Here is a 17,966-nt window from a genome sequence, read left to right on the forward strand (position 1 = left end):
CCTCTAAACTCCTCCAAAACGCCTTGCTCTTTTTTGATATATAGAAATGGCTTCTGTAAAATGCTCTTCATTAAAATCAGGCCACAGAACATCGGTAAACCAGAATTCACTATAGGCAACCTGCCAAAGCATAAAATTGCTCAATCTAATTTCACCGCTTGTCCGAATTAATAAATCCGGATCTTTTAAATCTGCTGTCATAAGGTTTGATTCAATTACCTTATCGTCAATATCACTTGGTTTTAGCTCGCCCTTTTCAACTTTCAAGGCAATCTCTTTCATTGCTTCTACCATTTCAAAACGACTCCCGTAGTTGAGAGCAAAATTTAAAATAAGGCCTGTATTGTCTTTCGTTTCATGCACTGCTTTATTAACAGCACGCAGCGTGTGCTCAGGAAGGTGATCAAGACTTCCCATTAAACGCACCTTCACGTTTTCTTCCATAAGCTTAGGAAGCTCCATGCCTAAAAAGCGTTCTGGCAGCTTCATTAAATAATCGACTTCCGTTTTAGGACGCTTCCAGTTTTCTGTTGAAAATGCGTATAATGTCAAGACTTCAACACCTAATTCATTGGCCCGACGAACAATTTTGTTTACTACTTTCATTCCTTCACGGTGTCCAGCAATTCTAGGAAGTCCTTTTTGCTTTGCCCAACGGCCATTTCCGTCCATAATAATGGCTACATGCCTAGGAACGGCAGCCGGGTCTAATTCTAATTCACCGTCTGTTTTTGTAGGTGTAAGACTTGATTTCCATTTCGAAAATTTTTCCAGCATTTAAATGCCCTCCATCTAAATTGAAGCAGGTTAGGCCCTTATCAGCATATCCTAATCACAGCTAGCTCATAACTATACTAATAAGAACGTGTAAAAAACCCCCTATAAAATAAGAGGGTCTTATACATCATCTATTTTACCTTGAAACTGCTTAGACTTCCATGATTTCTTTTTCTTTCTTATCTGCCACTGCATCAATATCAGAAATATGTTTATCTGTCAGCTTTTGAACATCATCTGTATAACGGCGAAGTTCGTCTTCTGTCATTTCACCGTCTTTTTGCAGCTTCTTCAAGTCATCATTCGCATCGCGACGCACATTACGAACAGCTACTTTTCCTTCTTCTGCTGACTTTTTAACCAGCTTTACTAGTTCGCGACGGCGTTCTTCCGTTAATGGAGGAATTGCAATACGGATAACTGTACCATCATTTGAAGGTGTTAAGCCTAGGTCTGCTTTTTGAATCGCACGCTCAATATCATTCATTGATGTTTTATCAAATGGTTGAATCATTAACAAGCGAGCTTCAGGTACTGTAATAGTAGCTAGTTGGTTTAATGGTGTTTCTGCACCATAATACTCAACTGTTACCCGATCTAGAATAGCAGGGTTCGCACGTCCGGCACGAAGCTTTGCTAATTCACGGTTTAATGATTCAATTGCTTTGGTCATACGCTCTTTTGCATCTTGCATAATTTCTGCTGACATTATGAGTTCCCCCTTACAATAGTTCCGATTTTTTCACCGAGTACGGCCTTCTTAATATTACCCTCTTCCATAATAGAGAAGACTACAAGTGGAATATTGTTATCCATGCATAAAGATGATGCTGTTGTATCCATCACCGCTAAGCCCTCTTTTAAAACATCCATATAAGAAATACTTGAATACTTTTTAGCATTTTCATCTACAGAAGGGTCTGCACTGTATACCCCGTCTACTTTGTTTTTAGCCATAAGAATAACTTCTGCTTCAATTTCCGCAGCACGAAGAGCAGCTGTTGTATCTGTAGAGAAGTATGGGTTGCCGGTTCCTGCAGCAAAAATAACTACACGTTTTTTCTCTAGATGACGAATCGCTTTACGGCGAATATACGGTTCAGCTACCTGTCTCATTTCAATAGAAGTTTGAACGCGCGACTCAACACCAATATCCTCTAAACTATCTTGAAGAGCTAATGAGTTCATTACTGTCGCAAGCATTCCCATATAATCAGCTGTAGCACGGTCCATGCCCTTAGCACTTCCAGCCATTCCACGCCAGATGTTTCCACCGCCCACAACGACAGCGACTTCTACATCAAGCTCAATAATTTCTTTTACTTGCTTAGCTACAGATTGGATGACTGTGGGGTCAATTCCATAGCCTAATTCTCCTGCTAATGCTTCCCCGCTTAGCTTTAGTACAACTCGATTAAATTTTTGCATGACAACCTCCATCAACACAAGACGTGTAGACTTTTCTTTTACTTAAACTCTCGCTTTAATACTCAATAAAAGATTTCAGGCATGATTTTGCCAATCTATTTTATGGACATTATTAAATATACCATTACTTACAACCTCTTGAAAAAAGGGACACAGTGTGCCCCCTCTTAGCTGGATTACTTTTTAACTTGTGACATAACTTCTTCAGCGAAGTTATCTTCACGCTTCTCCATACCTTCTCCAACTTCATAACGGATGAATGATTTAACAGAAGCGTTTTTGTTTTGTACATATTTACCTACTTTTTGATCGCCATCTTTAACGAAAGGCTGATCAAGTAAACAAACTTGCTCGAAGTATTTGCTTAGGCGGCCTTCAACCATTTTTTCTACAATGTTCTCTGGCTTACCTTCGTTTAATGCTTGCTGCTTTAATACTTCACGCTCACGGTTAACTTCTTCTTGTGATACTTCATCACGAGAAACGTACGTAGGGTTGATAGCAGCTACGTGCATAGAGATATCTTTTGCAAGATCAGCATCAGTTGAGTCTCCTACTACAGAAAGAACTCCGATACGACCTCCCATGTGCAGGTACTCACCAAATACGTCAGCATCTGTTTTCTCAACTAACTCAAAGCGGCGAAGAGAGATCTTCTCACCAATTTTAGCGATTGACGCATTGATGTACTCTTGTACAGTTTGGCCTTCACCTTTAAAAGGTTGACCCATTGCTTCTTCAACAGAAGCCGGAGTTTGAGTTAATACGTGCTCAGCTAATTCTTGAACTAACTTTTGGAAGTTTTCGTTTTTAGCAACGAAATCTGTCTCAGAGTTAACTTCAACAATTACTGCTTTATTTCCTTCAGCTTTAACTACTGTAAGACCTTCTGCAGCTACACGATCTGCTTTTTTAGCAGCTTTTGCAATACCTTTTTCACGAAGTAGGTCAATTGCTTTTTCCATATCCCCATCTACTTCTGTTAAAGCTTTCTTACAATCCATCATACCTGCGCCTGTTTTTTCACGTAATTCTTTTACCATTGCTGCTGTTACTGCCATGTCAAAACGCCTCCTTAAATTGTCAGTATGTCACACATGCCAAGAGAACAAACATCAAAGCTTGTCCTTATGTATGTCATGTTCTTATTTCGTAAAAAAAAGTGGCAAAGGGTCATCCCCTTCACCACCCTTTTTGATCAAATGAAATTAAGCAGTAGTTGTTTCTTCAGCAACTACTTCTTCTTCCTCACCTGAAGTAGCTTCGATCACCGCATCCGCCATTTTACCAGTAAGAAGTTTTACTGCACGAATTGCATCATCGTTACCAGGGATTACATAGTCAATTTCATCTGGATCACAGTTCGTATCTACAATCGCAACAATTGGAATGTTCAGCTTGTGAGCTTCCGCAATTGCAATGCGCTCTTTACGTGGGTCGATAACGAATAGTGCATCTGGAATTCCTTGCATGTCTTTAATACCGCCTAAGAACTTTTCAAGACGATCCATTTCTTTCTTAAGAAGAATTACTTCTTTCTTAGGAAGAACATCAAACGTGCCGTCTTCTTGCATTTTCTCTAGATTCTTAAGACGAGTAATACGTTTTTGGATTGTTTCAAAGTTAGTAAGAGTACCACCTAACCAACGTTGGTTGATGTAGTACATGCCACAACGCTCAGCTTCTTCTTTTACTGAATCTTGAGCTTGTTTTTTAGTACCAACGAAAAGGATTTTCCCTCCGTCAGCTGCTAAGTCACGTACAAAGTTGTACGCTTGCTCAACTTTTTTCACTGTCTTTTGAAGATCAATGATATAAATTCCGTTACGTTCTGTGAAGATGTAGCGATCCATTTTTGGGTTCCAGCGACGAGTCTGGTGACCGAAGTGTACCCCAGCTTCTAGTAATTGTTTCATGGAGATTACTGCCACATCAAACACCTCCTTCAATAAATGGTTTTTTTGTCCTCCGCTCTCATCATCTTTAAGCGAGACTGCAAATGCAGCACCAACGCTTAAATTAGAGGCGTGTGTGATTAACACCGTGGATTAATATACCACATCCAATGCCTTGTTGCAAGTTATTCCAACTTCTTTTAGCGATAAAATTTCAAAATAAGTTCTACTTCCCCTTTGCCTAATTGAAGTTGTTTGGCAATTTGTTCGGCAGTTAGCCCTCTTTTTGACAGCATCAATACATTTGCCGTGTCAGACTGCTCAAAAATCGCTGCTGATTCTTCATTAGATGAAGGTGAAGGTGGAAGATAGTCATTGTATTTTTCGTCTAGGAACGGATCTTTTTCCTGCTCAATATTTACAGGCTTCTTAATTTGAGGATGATCATCCCGGCTTTTAGATGTTTTCCCATCCCTTTTATCTTGCTGAAGAGAGGTTGACTGACCTTGCTCGTTATTTTCTCCTTTGCTTTTGTTTTCACTAGGAGAAGACACCTCTTTTAACTGCTTTATTTCATGCAGCAGCCGTTCATTCTCTTCTTTCATCTCAGATGTGTAGGCAAAAAGTAAATCCTCTATTTCCCTTTTTACTTTTTCATTTTCAGTATGACCAGAAGGTGGCCCAACGCTTATTTTTTTGGCTAATGTCATCATCCACAGGATCGTTAAGCCGTGCAGCAGCAAGCTGATCGTTAATATATATACCATCTAGAACCTTTCCTTTCATTTACATGAAGACAAAACAGCATGATCGACAGAATGGTCAACCCGAAAAATCAATAAATTTCCCTTTATAAGGATGAGAATTATTTAGCTCAACCTCATCATTTTTGTTGTTTGCACCTTTTTGATTTGAATCATTTTCATTATTCTTTTTTTTCCTATCTTTATTGCTTTGATCTCGTTCTTTTTGAAGTTTACTTTTCTCTGACTCTTGTGTTTTCGTGACTTGCTTACGCTTTAAACGATCTTCCGCTTCTAGCTGTTGTCCGATAATTTCCTGAGAAACTTGGCCTCTTTGCTGCATTTGTTCTTGAAGTTTGCCTGTCTTTTGAGATTGCGGAAAGGAACCTTGTACTTCAATAGGCTTTATACTCATGTCGTCATCTCCTTAAAGACTTGCAATCGTAATCTCACGATCTATTAAAGAAATTCTAGCATACTGATGAGGAGCTACAAGCTTTCTGCGGTACTTGCCAAAATGAATATCGACATTCGGATAGATTGTCTGCTGCACATATACGGCTCCCTGCCGCTGCCTTTCTTCTGAAACTCCATAAGATTCAAGCTCGTCAGTTGATTGATCTAATAATTCTTTAGCAGCTCTAAAGGAATGCTGAACTCTAAGCATTAAGATCTTCTCTTTTCCGCTAAGAGGCTTGGTTTTATGTTTGTCCATATACACTTTTAGCAGTTTGCCTAGTTTCACCAACTCGTCCTGGGCCTTTTTTCGATTACTCTCAGCTGCTTTCTGCTTATTCATAAGGCGTGCATTCATTCCTATATACAGCAAGGTTTTTGTCTGCATCGCATTGCCTATCGTTTTAGCCCGGATCTCTTCTCCTGCAGATACCGTTCCTCCGACAATATTTCCTTTTCCCTTTGTACAGATAATGGACCTGCCGGCAATACTTGAGCTGTGCAAAATGGCTTGAGTGACTTCTATCGTTCCATCAGCTTCTACTTCCCCTTCATTGATAAAGGTAGTTTGTATATCCTGCCCAGCTTTAAGAAAACTTTTATGCTGTCCGACAATCCCTGCTCCTACATAGATCGAGCCGCCTGCAAGGAGGCGTGCTCCCTCTACTGTTCCTCTTACTCTTATATCTCCATCAGCTTGTACACTAAACCCAGTTGGTACATTTCCATTTATGATGACGTTACCAACAAAGGTGATGTTTCCAACTTTCATGTCGACATCACCTTTGACTTCAAATATAGGATACACGTGAACTTGCTTCTCGCTCATACTGACTTGACCATTTATTAAAGAATAGACCGCTTGTCCTGTCTCATCCACACGAGTATTTTTACCCTTACGTAAAACAAAGTCTCTGCCAGGAACTGCTTTTAGCTCTTCACCAAAAATGTTCACTCCATTGACCCCGTCTGTTGCTGCTATTTTACAAGCGATCTTCTCTCCTGATGTCACTGACTCGATATCGATAACATCACGCAGGTTGACTGTCCCTAAGCCATCATCATTTGTGGTCTCATGTGAATGGAATAGTGCTTTTAAATAGGCATGATTTCCATTAACAGCCGGACGCCCTGCTGCAACCTTTAGAGGAGATGTTACCGTTTCACCACTTATAAGTAATAAGAGGGATTCTTCAATCAGACCATGGGTAACACCGTATTCTTTTAACCATTCCTCTAACTCGTCTCTAGTGAGTTGATCCTCTTCGTTTCTTTCTTTTGTTTGAATCAAGTGCGCCTGCATTTTATCGGTTGAGACGTCTATTTTAAAATAATCATCCATTTCTAACATTGACCCGCCCCCAATAACGAGTGATTTCATGTAAGGATTATATGTTGATGAGCTGATTCATCCTGAAAAGTGCCTTTGAATGAATTTGCGAAATTCTTGATGTCGATAAATTTAAAATATGGCCTATTTCAGTTAACGTTAGCTCGTCAAAATAGAATAGACTAATAACCAGCTTTTCATTTTCAGATAGGCGATTGATCCCTTTTATTAATTCCTCTTTCACCGCTTCAAACATAAGGCTTTCTTCAGGTGTTTTTGTTTGTTTGTCAACAAGCGTTGCAGAATAAGAGGCACTGTTATTTGAATCGCTTCGGTCGGAATCATTTGTTCGTTCATCGATTGATAATAAATTAGATAAATAGTGTTCATTCATGATTTGATAGACTTCTTCTTCAGGCATGTCTAACTTAACTCCAACTTCTTTTGCACTCACATTTCTTCCAAACTCTTGTTCTAGTTGCTGAATACATGCTTCTACCCGTTTAATTTTTTCACGCATCGACCTCGGAAGCCAATCCTCTTTACGCAAACCATCTATAATCGCACCACGCACACGAAACGATGCGTATGTATCAAATTTGAGATCTCGATTGGGATTGAACTTTTCCAGCGCATCATATAAACCTAACATTCCATGGCTCGTAAGATCGTCTTTTGAGACATTTTTAGGAAGGCCTACAGAGATTCGTTGTACATGATAGTTCACAATCGGCATGTATAAACGAATTAATTCATCACAAGCCTCTAAGTCTCGGCTTGTTAACCACTTATCCCAAATTTTCTGATTTTCATTAGTAGATACACGTGCCATCATTTGTCCCTCCTATCACTACATTCCATTCATCCCAATCAAACTCACTTCGTTAAATGTGTTCTAAATGGCCACGGTCCCCTGATTGACGGTTCTTATATGTAACTTTTTTGTCACAGGATCGAACTCAATTGTTCTACCGCTTTTTCCCCCGACATCACTCGCCAATACTGGGATCCTCAATTGTTTTAATGCAAGCTTAACTGCTTCTACATTTCTTGGTCCGATTCTCATCACATCGCTGCCGCTTTGGAAGGTAAACATCTGTGCACCGCCCGCCATCTTGGCTTTAAGGGAGTAAGATCGTGCCCCTTCAGCGATCATTTTGTTAAACAATTCTTTAATCGCTGTATCTGCATATTTCGCTGTATTTAATGTTACTTGTTTTGATTGACTTGAATCAGGGAGCATCACATGGGCCATGCCTGAAATGTTTGTCATTTCATCATAGATGACCACACCTACACAAGACCCTAATCCAGAGGTGCGTATTGTATTGGGCGGTGCGGCAAGCTTTAAATCTGCCATCCCCACTTTGATTACCTCACTCATCCACGTCCACCCCTAAAGCTTTAAAAATCACCTGAAATGAGTCAGGATCTGGCAATAGAAAGAAATGACCTGACGTTTCTTCACTCTCATTGTCTGCTTCTGTTATATGAGTATCGATAACAAGCGCATGGTCACTCACTTCAGAGATTGACATCAGACCATAATTTAATACTGCTCCGACCATATCTATACTCAAACCAGGTACCGTAGGCTGAAGATTAAGTTTAGTAAAGTCTGCTAACGATGAAAGATAAGAGCCTGAGAGGATATTTCCTACTTCTTGTAAAGCAGATAGTCCAATTTGATCAAACGGAGGCTGCTTTAATTGAAAATCCTCGTCTTCAATAAGTGATCGAATTAAGCGCTCGGCTTGGTCGATCTCTGATAAAAAAAACATGCTGCCTGGCGCATCGCCTTCAATCCGCAAAAAAATAGCAGCTACCTCCGCCTCTGCTCCCCCAACTTGATCAGGTAAATCCTGCAGAGGAACCACTCTAACATTAGGAACCTTCATATCTATTTTGCGTCTTAATAATGTAGAAAGCGAAGTAGCTGCATGACCAGCCCCAATATTCCCAATTTCTTTTAACACATCTAAATGAAATGGCTTAAGCTGATTTAGATCTCTCAATTCACCCAATGGATAACTCCCCTTCATTTAAATTGATTAAGATGACGCATAATATGGTCACTTATCTTATCAAGATCACTTATTTCATCAACTAACTGTGCTTCGATTGCTGCTTTTGGCATCCCGTATACTACCGATGTACGAACCGATTCAGCAATAGAAAAACAAAGGCCGTTTTCTTTTAACTTCTCTAAACCTGCTTTGCCGTCTGAACCCATGCCTGTCATAATAACAGCAATTTTTTGTAAGTCTGGAAACTTCGCTAGTGATTCAAATAAGACATCCACTGAAGGTCTATGCCCTCTTCTCATGTCACCTTTATTCAGATGAATAGAATACGCTTGACCCGTTTTCATTATTTCCATATGCGAACCACCAGGTGCAATATAGGCAGTTCCATTTCGAAGGATGTCCCCGCCAGCGGCCTCTTTCACATCAATGTGAGAGATCGTATCTAAACGTTGGGCTAAAGATTGTGTAAATCCGCTTGGCATATGCTGAACAATGACAATCGGTGCATCAATTTCTTTGGGCAGGTTTGTTAATACTTCCTTTAATGCCTTAGGTCCGCCAGTGGATGTTCCAATAGCAATCATTTTTTTATTGCTGCTGCTTGTTGAGTGCTTAGTCACAAAAGGACGGTATGAAGGTATTTGCTGTATATGGCGCCCACTTGTGTTATTCATTAGGTTTGCTTGACTCGCGAGCTTTACTTTCTTCACAATTTCTTTTTCAATCACATGCAGATCTAGGGATATGGCTCCTGACGTTTTTGCAACAAAATCTACAGCACCAAGCTCCATAGCAAGAAGCGTTTGAAGAGCTCCTTCTTTTGTTAAACTGCTGATCATAACCACAGGAATAGGATCATGCTTCATTAATTGTTCAAGTGTCGATATCCCATCCATTACAGGCATTTCTACATCTAAGGTAATGACATCCGGAGCAAGAGACACACGTTTTGTGAGGGCTTCTTTTCCATTCCTTGCTGTACCTACAACATGTATATAGGGGTCTTTATTCAACATATCGCTGATTACTTTTCTCATAAATGCAGAATCATCTACTACCAAAACGTTGATCTGCTCTACCATATGATCACCTCTCTCTTTCATATGGACTGTCTTCCTGCGTTCTTTCATTTCGTTGTTTATCTTTCGTTATTGTTCATTCATTATTGTTCATTTTCATTAACTTCATTTTCATTAACTTCATTTTCATTAACTTCATTTTCATTAATCAACTATTTTTAATCAACTATTTTTCGTTTTAGTCCTCTAATAAGTTGACTAAAAGAATAGCTGGGTTTAGGTCTTTTTGTACCTGTATAACGTAAAACCATTTCCCTCATAGCTTTTGATATATTCGATTTTTTATCGAAATGAACGAACGGTTTTTGTGCTTTGACCGCTCGGCTGACAGAGCGGTCGTCTGGCAGGCTTCCAAGTACACTAATTTCTTTTCTTAGAAACTCTTTTGTTACTCTTTTAAAGTTACTTGCCGTTTGTTCTCCTTCTCGGCTTGTTTCACACCGATTAACAATCACCATTATTTCTTTTGTCTCATCTTGTAAATAGATGTATTTAATCATGGCATAAGCATCGGTCATCGCAGTAGGTTCAGGTGTTGTCACAACCATCACTTCATGAGCGGCAAGAATAAACTTCAAGCCTTCCTTTGTCACACCTGCCCCCATATCAAGAAATATATAGTCATATTCCGTCTCTAATGCATTTAATTGAGTCAGGAAGCGTTCCATGTCCTCCGTTTTAAGCTCTATCAATTCAGAAAAACCTGAACCTCCTGCTAAGTAAGATAAATCCTCTGGACCTTTCTCAATAATATCCCAAATCGTCCATTCACTCTTCAGCAGATCAACAATCGTTCGTTTTGATTGCATTCCCATTAAGATATCAAGATTGCCCATTCCAATATCTAAATCAATAATAGCTACTTTTTTATCAAGTTTAATTAAACTAAGAGCAAAATTAAGACATACATTCGACTTCCCTACGCCGCCTTTGCCACTTACTACAGCGACTACTTTAGCACCCGGTCCGCCCGAATGACTTACAATGCGTCGTAAGCTTTCTGCTTGATCATTCATGTTCAGCTTCCTTTAATACGGGTTCAATTAATTGTTCGATCGTTGCTTCTTTCATATCATCTGGTACATTTTGACCATTGGTAATATAAGCTGCACCTAAGCCAAATTCTAGCGGGACATTAATATAGGCACCATATGACGAGGTTTCATCTTGCTTTGTAAAAATAACTTGTTTAATAGGAAGCAGGGAAAATTGAGCAATGATCTGCTTCATGTCCTCATATTTAGAAGTTAAGGCTAAAACAAGAAGAGTTTCTGCCTCTTCAGTAAAGTCCATGACTTTAGATAACTCTTCGACGTAAAGTTTATTTCTAAAATTTCTTCCTGCAGAATCAACGAGAATCACATCAAAATGCTTATATAAATCTTTCGCTTTTTTAAAATCTTCTATTGAATAAGCAACTTCTATCGGGATATTCAAAATCTTGGCGTATGTTTTCAACTGTTCGACCGCTGCAATTCGATAGGTATCGGTCGTGATAAGAGCTACCTTTTTTTGCTGTTTTAACACACATTCTGCGGCTATTTTTGCAATGGTTGTTGTCTTGCCTACCCCGGTAGGACCTACAATATTAATGATTTTCTTTTCAAAGCGAAGGCCGCCTACAGGTAATATGGACAGCTCTTTTTTCAGCCATTCTGCGGTTTGATTTAGTAAAGCTTTCGGGTCTCTATCTTGTTCCGGCTTTTTATACCATTCGTTAAGGAGAGTTCCTAAAATTTCAGCACGTATGGAGCGTGAAACCCCCTGCTCTTTTAGTTGGTTCTCTATTGTTTGAAAGGGCAGAGGATATTCTTGTTCAGAAAGCATTTGTGCAGGCTTTATTTCTTTTATCAGCTTTTTTAATTCATTCACTTCTTTGACTAGATCTTCATCAGAACGTCCTGCTCTCTCGGCTGGTTGTATATTCCTCTCGACTTGTACAGAGGAGACAGCAGGTGCTCTTCTTACCTCATTTCTTTTTGCCGGCTTATAATCAGGCATTGGGTCAATGACTGCTACGACTTCAAGTTTCTTCTTTGTAAAGAAGCCTAGAAACCCGCCCGACTCTACTTCTTTTGAACTTAGAATAACCGCTTCATCACCTAGTTCTGCTCGAATTAGTTTCATAGCTTCGTGCATAGAGGCTGCTGTATATTTTTTTATTTTCATTCTGCATTCACCACTCCAACACTTTGAACTTCTACATTTGCTTCTAATTCGTTATAAGAAAGGACCGGCACATGCGGAAGATAGCGTTCTAATAAATGTCTCACATACATTCTGACAGCAGGGGAACAAAGAATGACAGGCACTTGACCCATTCCTTGAAGACGGTCAGCTTCGCCGGCAGCTGATTCTAAGATCTGCTGCGATACATTAGGATCCATTGACAAGAAATTTCCATGCTCGGTCTGCTGAACTCCATCAGCAACTTTCTTTTCTACACTTCCACTTAATGTGATGACATAGAGAGGTTCCCCTGGAGTTGTAAACTGCCTAGAAATCTGCCGTGATAAAGACTGTCTTACATACTCTGTAACGAGATCCATATCTTTTGTCATCTGCCCGTAATCAGCCAATGTTTCAAAAATAATCGGCAAATTACGAATCGAAATGTTTTCTTTCAATAAGTTGGTCAGCACCTTTTGTACTTCTCCAGTAGATAACGTATTAGGCGTCACTTCTTCCACTAAAGCGGGATACGTTTCTTGTAGATGTTCAACAAGCTGTTTCGTTTCTTGACGACCTAATAATTCATGGGCATGGCGTTTGATCACTTCTGTTAAATGGGTGGAAACGACAGAAGGCGGGTCCACTACTGTATAACCTGAGAGTTCCGCTTGTTCTTTCATTTCTTCACCAATCCAGAGAGCCGGCAGACCAAATGCTGGTTCGACTGTCTCAACACCCACAATTGATTCATCCTCTACACCAGGACTCATCGCCATATAGTGGTCGAGCAAAAGGTCACCTTTTGCTACTTCATTACCCTTTATTTTAATCGTGTACTCGTTTGGCTGAAGCTGAATATTATCACGAATCCGAATAACCGGAACGATCATACCGAGTTCTAGTGCCATTTGCCTTCTGATCATGACCACTCGATCAAGCAAATCCCCGCCCTGATTTGCATCCGCAAGAGGAATTAACCCGTAGCCAAATTCGAATTCAATCGGATCAATCTGCAGAAGGGAAACCACACTTTCCGGTGATTTCATATCATCTTTTTCTTCTTCCGTTTCTTCTGTTTCTTCCTCTTCAACGGAGCCCTTCTCTATCCTAGACAGTTGAAAGGCCCCAAAGGCAAGCAGTGCAGCCACCGTAAACGTTACAAATTTATCAATCGGTGTTGCTACCCCTAATAAGAAAATCGTCCCTGCTGCTACGTAAAGCATTTTCGGAAAGGCAAATAACTGTTTCGTTAAATCTTGGCTCAAGTTACCATCTGAGGCGGCACGTGTGACAATAATACCTGTTGCTGTAGAAATTAACAGGGCTGGAATTTGACTGACAAGACCGTCGCCTACTGTAAGAAGGGTATACGTCGTTGCTGCAGTTCCAAGATCCATTCCCATTTGCATCATCCCAATAACAAGACCAAAAATCATATTAATGATAACAATCACAATACCTGCAATTGCATCACCTTTTACGAATTTACTCGCACCATCCATCGCCCCGTAAAAATCAGCTTCTTTTTCAATACGCTCACGACGGCCTTTCGCTTCAGCATCAGAAATCATTCCTGCATTTAAATCAGCATCAATACTCATTTGTTTACCAGGCATCGCATCTAGGGTGAATCTCGCTCCAACCTCTGATACACGTTCAGCCCCTTTGGTAATAACCACAAACTGAATAATAATTAAGATTAAAAAGACAACAAACCCGACAAGGGCGTTTCCGCCTACCACATAGTTACCAAATGTATCGATAACATTTCCTGCTTCTGCATTACCTAAAATAGACCTCGTCGTAGAAACATTTAGTCCCAGCCGGAATAAAGTGACGAGTAATAATAAGGTCGGGAAAATCGAAAATTGCAGTGAATCATTTGTACTCATTGCAACTAAAATGATAATGAGCGCAAGAGAAATATTTATAATAATTAAAAAGTCCAGTATCCCTGGTGGTAATGGAATAATGAGCATAACGACAATTAAAATAACGCCCAGTAATACCGATAAGTCTCTTGGCCTCACAAAACTTCTCTCCTAACTTTCATACAAATTTAATTCACTTGCTTGTTTTTCAAACGGTACACATAAGCAAGCACCTCGGCTACAGCTTTAAACATATCCTCCGGCACTTGATCTCCTATGTCAGCGTTGGCATACAGTGCCCGTGCAAGCGGCTTATTTTCAACCAGCACCACGTCATGTTCACTTGCGATCCCTTTAATTTTCTGGGCTACATAATCTACACCTTTAGCAACAATAATCGGAGCATCCGCTTTTTCCTCATCATATTTCAAAGCAATCGCATAATGAGTCGGGTTTGTGATAACGACATCTGCATTAGGGACTTCCTGCATCATTCTCTGCATCGCCATTTCCATTTGCTTTTGCTTACGCTTTGATTTGATCCTCGGGTCCCCTTCCATGTTTTTGTGCTCATCTTTAATATCCTTTTTGGACATTTTAATTTGCTTTTCATGGTCATATTTCTGATAGAGATAATCTGGGATCGATAAAAACAAAAGCAAGACAGCAACAGCTACACCCATTAATGCGGTCAGCTGGGCAATGACATAAAATCCATCAGCAACCGCTTTTTGACTTAACAGAAGGACATCTTCTAAGTTAAACCACAGAATAACGAATACCACCACACCAGCAAAAGCTATTTTTAATAAGGATTTCAGCAATTCAACAATAGCTCGTACAGAAAAGATTCTTTTAAATCCTTTGATGGGATCAATTTTACTGAGCTTCATTTTAAGCGGATCAGTGGTAAATAATGGACCGACTTGAATGTAGCTCGCCGCAACCCCTGCAACCATTGCCACAAGCATAATTGGAAGTAACACAACGGCCGCTTCCATCACAATTTCTTTAAACATGGCTTCAAAACTTCTTGGAGTGACATCCATTAAGAGATACGTTTGAAATACATGTTTCATTAAATCCATCAACGTAGATCCTATGATGGCTCCGCCAAAAAACCATAAAAATAAAAAGACTAAAAGAAGAATAATAGCTGTATTAACATCTGTACTTTTAGCAACCTGCCCTTTTTTTCTGGAATCCTGCCTTTTTTTAGGTGTTGCTTTTTCAGTTTTTTCATCTGCAAAAAATTGCAGATTCATCCGAAGAAAAGCCATTATGCTCCTCCTAATAATTGCAGCAGCGTTCGCATTGCGAGCACCATTTGATCAAATAATTTTTGTACGACCATAATAAATACAGACATATAAACGATTAGAAGCGGCAAACCGACTAAAATTTTCAGCGGCATCCCCACCACGAACACGTTCATTTGCGGTACAGCTCGTGACACCATCCCAAGTGCAACATCAACTAAAAACAAAGAGCCGACAATCGGAAAAGCCATCTGAAATGCAATGATAAACATCGCATTGAAGGTTGTTGCGATATAATGGACGATGTTTTCTTGTCCAAACGGCAGAAAAACTTGATCCATTGGCACGAACTGATAGCTGTAAAAAATTCCATCTAACAATAAATGATGTCCATTTACGGCAAGCAAGAATAATAGAGCAAACGTATATAGATACCCACCTATTAATGGAGACTGCGCTCCTGTTTGAGGGTCGACCACGTTAGCAATCATAAATCCCATATTAAAATCAATAAATCCGCCTGCTACTTGTACGGCATACAATAAAATCATCGCAATCAGCCCAACGCTAAGCCCGACTAAAATTTCTTTAATCACAAGCAAGAAAAATGTAGCGTCAATTAAAACCTCAGGTGTATCTAATGTAAAGATCATAATCCAGCTAAGCATAAGAGCTAGTCCTATTTTATGAGTCGTAGGGATGGACCTGTGGCCGTAAATAGGCAGCACCGAAAAGAAGGCAAGAACTCGAACAAACACTAACAAAAAAGCCGGAAGAAGATTAACAAATTCAATCATTATCCGATAAACCGATGGAGATTGCTAAATATTTGGTAAGCAAAGTTTGTTACCTGTGAAAGCATCCACGGCCCAAAAATAACAAGTGATGCAAGGACCCCGACAATTTTCGGTATGAAAGCTAATGTCTGTTCCTGTATTTGGGTGGTTGCTTGAAAGATACTAACTAAAAGCCCTAACCCCAATGCAACGATTAAAAGCGGACCAGCTACAATCAGTACTGTCCAGACACCATTTTCCGCCATGCTTATGACAAATTCAGAACTCATTAAGAACACATCCTAACTGAAGCTAAGCAGTAGTGATTGAACAATTAAATACCAACCATCTACAAGTACAAACAGTAAAATTTTAAACGGTAGAGCAATCATAACAGGAGGAAGCATCATCATCCCCATAGACATTAATACACTCGCTACAATCATATCGATTACGAGAAAAGGAACGAATATTAAAAATCCAATTTGAAAAGCCGTTTTTAATTCACTTATCGCGAAAGCAGGAATTAAGGCTGTCAACGGAATATCATCTAATGACTCAGGACGATCCATCCCAGCATACCCCATGAACAAGGCAAGGTCTTTTTCCCTCGTATGCTTGGCCATAAATTCTTTCATCGGCACCGCTGCTTGCTCTAATGCTTCCTCTTGAGTAAGTGCTCCTTCAAGAAACGGTGTAAGTGCTTGTTCGTTCACCTCAGCAAATATTGGAGCCATAATGAAAAACGTTAAAAATAGAGCTAGTCCAATCAGGACTTGGTTTGGCGGCATGGATTGAGTGGCCAAGCCTTGTCTGACAAATGAAAGGACAATTACAATTCTTGTAAAACTGGTCATTAGAATCAAAATGCCTGGTGCAAGCGATAAGACAGTTAATACGATAAGCAGCTGAATCGTTGTTGCAACGTTTGCTGGCTCTTCTGATAAGAAATCAAGATCAAGTCCCGGGATTTGAGTAATAGCAGGCATTATAAGTTGGTCAACCATCATTTATCTCTCTCCCTAACTGCATCATGAATCTCTTTTTGAGACTTTGAAACGTCTTTTAACTGTTTACCTAATAAGGCCTTAAAAGCTTCTTGATTATCATTTGCAGCTGGTGGAGAATGAGACTCTCTATTCCACAAACGATTGACCTTACCTAATGCTTTTGTAAGAGGCTGCTCAAATTGCTCGTATTGTTGTTCTTGCATTTGAACAAACGTTTCAACCTCTTTTGGGTCATCAAGTTCTTTCAATAATTGAATAGATTCCCCTACACCTACGACAAGAAGACGATCTCCTACTTTTACTAATTGAACGGAGCGGTTGCCTCCAAGAGGAACACCGCCAATATTGTGCAGCAATTTAGTCGATCTAAATGACTGGGTTCTTTTATTAACAAACCGCAGAAGCATATAAATTAAGAAGACAACAAAGACGAGAGCTGCAATCATTTGTATGAACATTAAAAATGGATTTTGGTCTGTCAAACCAATCATTTCGTCTTGCTCGTTATTCATCTCATTGGCTTCGGTTTCTTGCACGGATCCACTATCTTGCTGGTCATGTTGCTCGATATTCTCTTCGGCCGGAAATTCAGTTGAAGGCTCTTCCTGATTAATTCCTTCACGAGATTCCTCAATGGCTTCTTGAACCGACCGATTTTGACTTTCTGCCTCTGCCTCTCCTGCCGTAAATGCAACTAAAGAAGCTGCTAGGAGAGAAGCTAACACCTTCTTGCACATACTAGGTGACACCTCATTTACTTTCCTAATCCAATTATCCAAGTGTTTTCTTTATTGCCTCTAGCACGCGGTCCGCTTGGAAAGGCTTAACAATAAAATCCTTGGCCCCCGCTTGGATCGCATCAATGACCATTGCTTGTTGACCCATCGCAGAACACATAATAACTTTTGCATTAGGATCAATTTTTTTGATTTCCTTCAATGATGTAATCCCATCCATTTCAGGCATCGTAATGTCCATCGTAACAAGATCAGGTGATAGCTCTTCATACTTCTGAACAGCTTGAGCACCGTCATTCGCTTCCCCCACTACATCAAATCCATTTTTGGTAAGAATATCTTTAATCATCATGCGCATAAACGCTGCATCATCAACGATTAATACTTTGTGTGCCATTACGGTCTC

At 39.8% G+C, this 17,966-nt stretch carries 21 protein-coding genes; all 21 read right to left on the reverse strand.

Annotated features, from left to right (window positions below):
* Positions 1-3 precede the first annotated feature (3 nt).
* On the reverse strand, positions 4-777 hold the full coding sequence (gene uppS, locus PQ478_RS13710) for an undecaprenyl pyrophosphate synthase (protein ID WP_289234615.1): 774 nt from the start codon (positions 775-777) through the stop codon (positions 4-6).
* Positions 778-928: 151 nt separating this feature from the next.
* Positions 929-1,486, reverse strand: a complete 558-nt coding sequence (gene frr / locus PQ478_RS13715) for a ribosome recycling factor (RefSeq protein ID WP_012959358.1) — start codon at positions 1,484-1,486, stop codon at positions 929-931.
* On the reverse strand, positions 1,486-2,205 hold the full coding sequence (pyrH, locus tag PQ478_RS13720; protein ID WP_012959359.1) for a UMP kinase: 720 nt from the start codon (positions 2,203-2,205) through the stop codon (positions 1,486-1,488). Before pyrH ends, frr begins: the two co-directional genes overlap by 1 nt.
* A gap of 176 nt (positions 2,206-2,381) precedes the next feature.
* On the reverse strand, positions 2,382-3,266 hold the full coding sequence (gene tsf, locus PQ478_RS13725; RefSeq protein WP_012959360.1) for a translation elongation factor Ts: 885 nt from the start codon (positions 3,264-3,266) through the stop codon (positions 2,382-2,384).
* A gap of 147 nt (positions 3,267-3,413) precedes the next feature.
* The gene (gene rpsB, locus PQ478_RS13730) at positions 3,414-4,136 is read right to left on the reverse strand and encodes a 30S ribosomal protein S2 (RefSeq protein ID WP_031311530.1); all 723 of its coding nucleotides are present in this window, start codon (positions 4,134-4,136) and stop codon (positions 3,414-3,416) included.
* Between the two features lie 164 nt (positions 4,137-4,300).
* Positions 4,301-4,867: a DUF6115 domain-containing protein gene (locus PQ478_RS13735; RefSeq protein WP_289234616.1), complete on the reverse strand. Its 567-nt coding sequence runs from the start codon at positions 4,865-4,867 to the stop codon at positions 4,301-4,303.
* Between the two features lie 55 nt (positions 4,868-4,922).
* Entirely contained in the window at positions 4,923-5,258 is a 336-nt protein-coding gene (locus PQ478_RS13740) for a hypothetical protein (protein WP_012959363.1), read from the reverse strand.
* 12 nt (positions 5,259-5,270) lie between these two features.
* Positions 5,271-6,650, reverse strand: coding sequence for a flagellar assembly protein A (locus PQ478_RS13745; RefSeq protein WP_289234617.1), 1,380 nt, complete (start codon positions 6,648-6,650; stop codon positions 5,271-5,273).
* A 37-nt stretch (positions 6,651-6,687) separates the two neighbouring features.
* The gene (locus tag PQ478_RS13750) at positions 6,688-7,461 is read right to left on the reverse strand and encodes a FliA/WhiG family RNA polymerase sigma factor (protein WP_289236982.1); all 774 of its coding nucleotides are present in this window, start codon (positions 7,459-7,461) and stop codon (positions 6,688-6,690) included.
* 63 nt (positions 7,462-7,524) lie between these two features.
* Positions 7,525-8,013, reverse strand: coding sequence for a chemotaxis protein CheD (locus tag PQ478_RS13755; protein WP_012959366.1), 489 nt, complete (start codon positions 8,011-8,013; stop codon positions 7,525-7,527).
* On the reverse strand, positions 8,006-8,644 hold the full coding sequence (locus tag PQ478_RS13760) for a chemotaxis protein CheC (protein WP_411810023.1): 639 nt from the start codon (positions 8,642-8,644) through the stop codon (positions 8,006-8,008). Before PQ478_RS13760 ends, PQ478_RS13755 begins: the two co-directional genes overlap by 8 nt.
* Positions 8,645-8,667: 23 nt before the next feature.
* Positions 8,668-9,759, reverse strand: a complete 1,092-nt coding sequence (locus tag PQ478_RS13765) for a protein-glutamate methylesterase/protein-glutamine glutaminase (RefSeq protein ID WP_289234619.1) — start codon at positions 9,757-9,759, stop codon at positions 8,668-8,670.
* A gap of 134 nt (positions 9,760-9,893) precedes the next feature.
* On the reverse strand, positions 9,894-10,751 hold the full coding sequence (locus PQ478_RS13770; RefSeq protein ID WP_289234620.1) for a MinD/ParA family protein: 858 nt from the start codon (positions 10,749-10,751) through the stop codon (positions 9,894-9,896).
* Entirely contained in the window at positions 10,744-11,904 is a 1,161-nt protein-coding gene (gene flhF / locus PQ478_RS13775) for a flagellar biosynthesis GTPase FlhF (RefSeq protein WP_289234621.1), read from the reverse strand. The genes PQ478_RS13770 and flhF overlap by 8 nt, the downstream gene beginning before the upstream one ends.
* A complete protein-coding gene (gene flhA / locus PQ478_RS13780) occupies positions 11,901-13,937 on the reverse strand; it encodes a flagellar biosynthesis protein FlhA (protein WP_289234622.1) in 2,037 nt (678 codons plus the stop codon). The genes flhF and flhA overlap by 4 nt, the downstream gene beginning before the upstream one ends.
* 29 nt (positions 13,938-13,966) lie before the next feature.
* Positions 13,967-15,058: a flagellar biosynthesis protein FlhB gene (gene flhB, locus PQ478_RS13785; protein ID WP_289234623.1), complete on the reverse strand. Its 1,092-nt coding sequence runs from the start codon at positions 15,056-15,058 to the stop codon at positions 13,967-13,969.
* The gene (gene fliR / locus PQ478_RS13790; RefSeq protein ID WP_289234624.1) at positions 15,058-15,834 is read right to left on the reverse strand and encodes a flagellar biosynthetic protein FliR; all 777 of its coding nucleotides are present in this window, start codon (positions 15,832-15,834) and stop codon (positions 15,058-15,060) included. Before fliR ends, flhB begins: the two co-directional genes overlap by 1 nt.
* Complete coding sequence (gene fliQ, locus PQ478_RS13795; RefSeq protein ID WP_012959374.1) at positions 15,834-16,103, reverse strand: flagellar biosynthesis protein FliQ; 270 nt, start codon at positions 16,101-16,103, stop codon at positions 15,834-15,836. The genes fliR and fliQ overlap by 1 nt, the downstream gene beginning before the upstream one ends.
* A gap of 12 nt (positions 16,104-16,115) precedes the next feature.
* Positions 16,116-16,820: a flagellar type III secretion system pore protein FliP gene (fliP, locus tag PQ478_RS13800; protein ID WP_289236983.1), complete on the reverse strand. Its 705-nt coding sequence runs from the start codon at positions 16,818-16,820 to the stop codon at positions 16,116-16,118.
* Entirely contained in the window at positions 16,820-17,560 is a 741-nt protein-coding gene (locus tag PQ478_RS13805) for a flagellar biosynthetic protein FliO (protein ID WP_289234625.1), read from the reverse strand. Before PQ478_RS13805 ends, fliP begins: the two co-directional genes overlap by 1 nt.
* Positions 17,561-17,594: 34 nt before the next feature.
* The gene (locus PQ478_RS13810; protein ID WP_075682663.1) at positions 17,595-17,957 is read right to left on the reverse strand and encodes a response regulator; all 363 of its coding nucleotides are present in this window, start codon (positions 17,955-17,957) and stop codon (positions 17,595-17,597) included.
* Between the last annotated feature and the right edge of the window lie 9 nt (positions 17,958-17,966).

This window comes from Alkalihalophilus pseudofirmus (genome assembly GCF_029094545.1).
GTDB lineage: Bacteria > Bacillota > Bacilli > Bacillales > Bacillaceae_D > Alkalihalophilus > Alkalihalophilus pseudofirmus.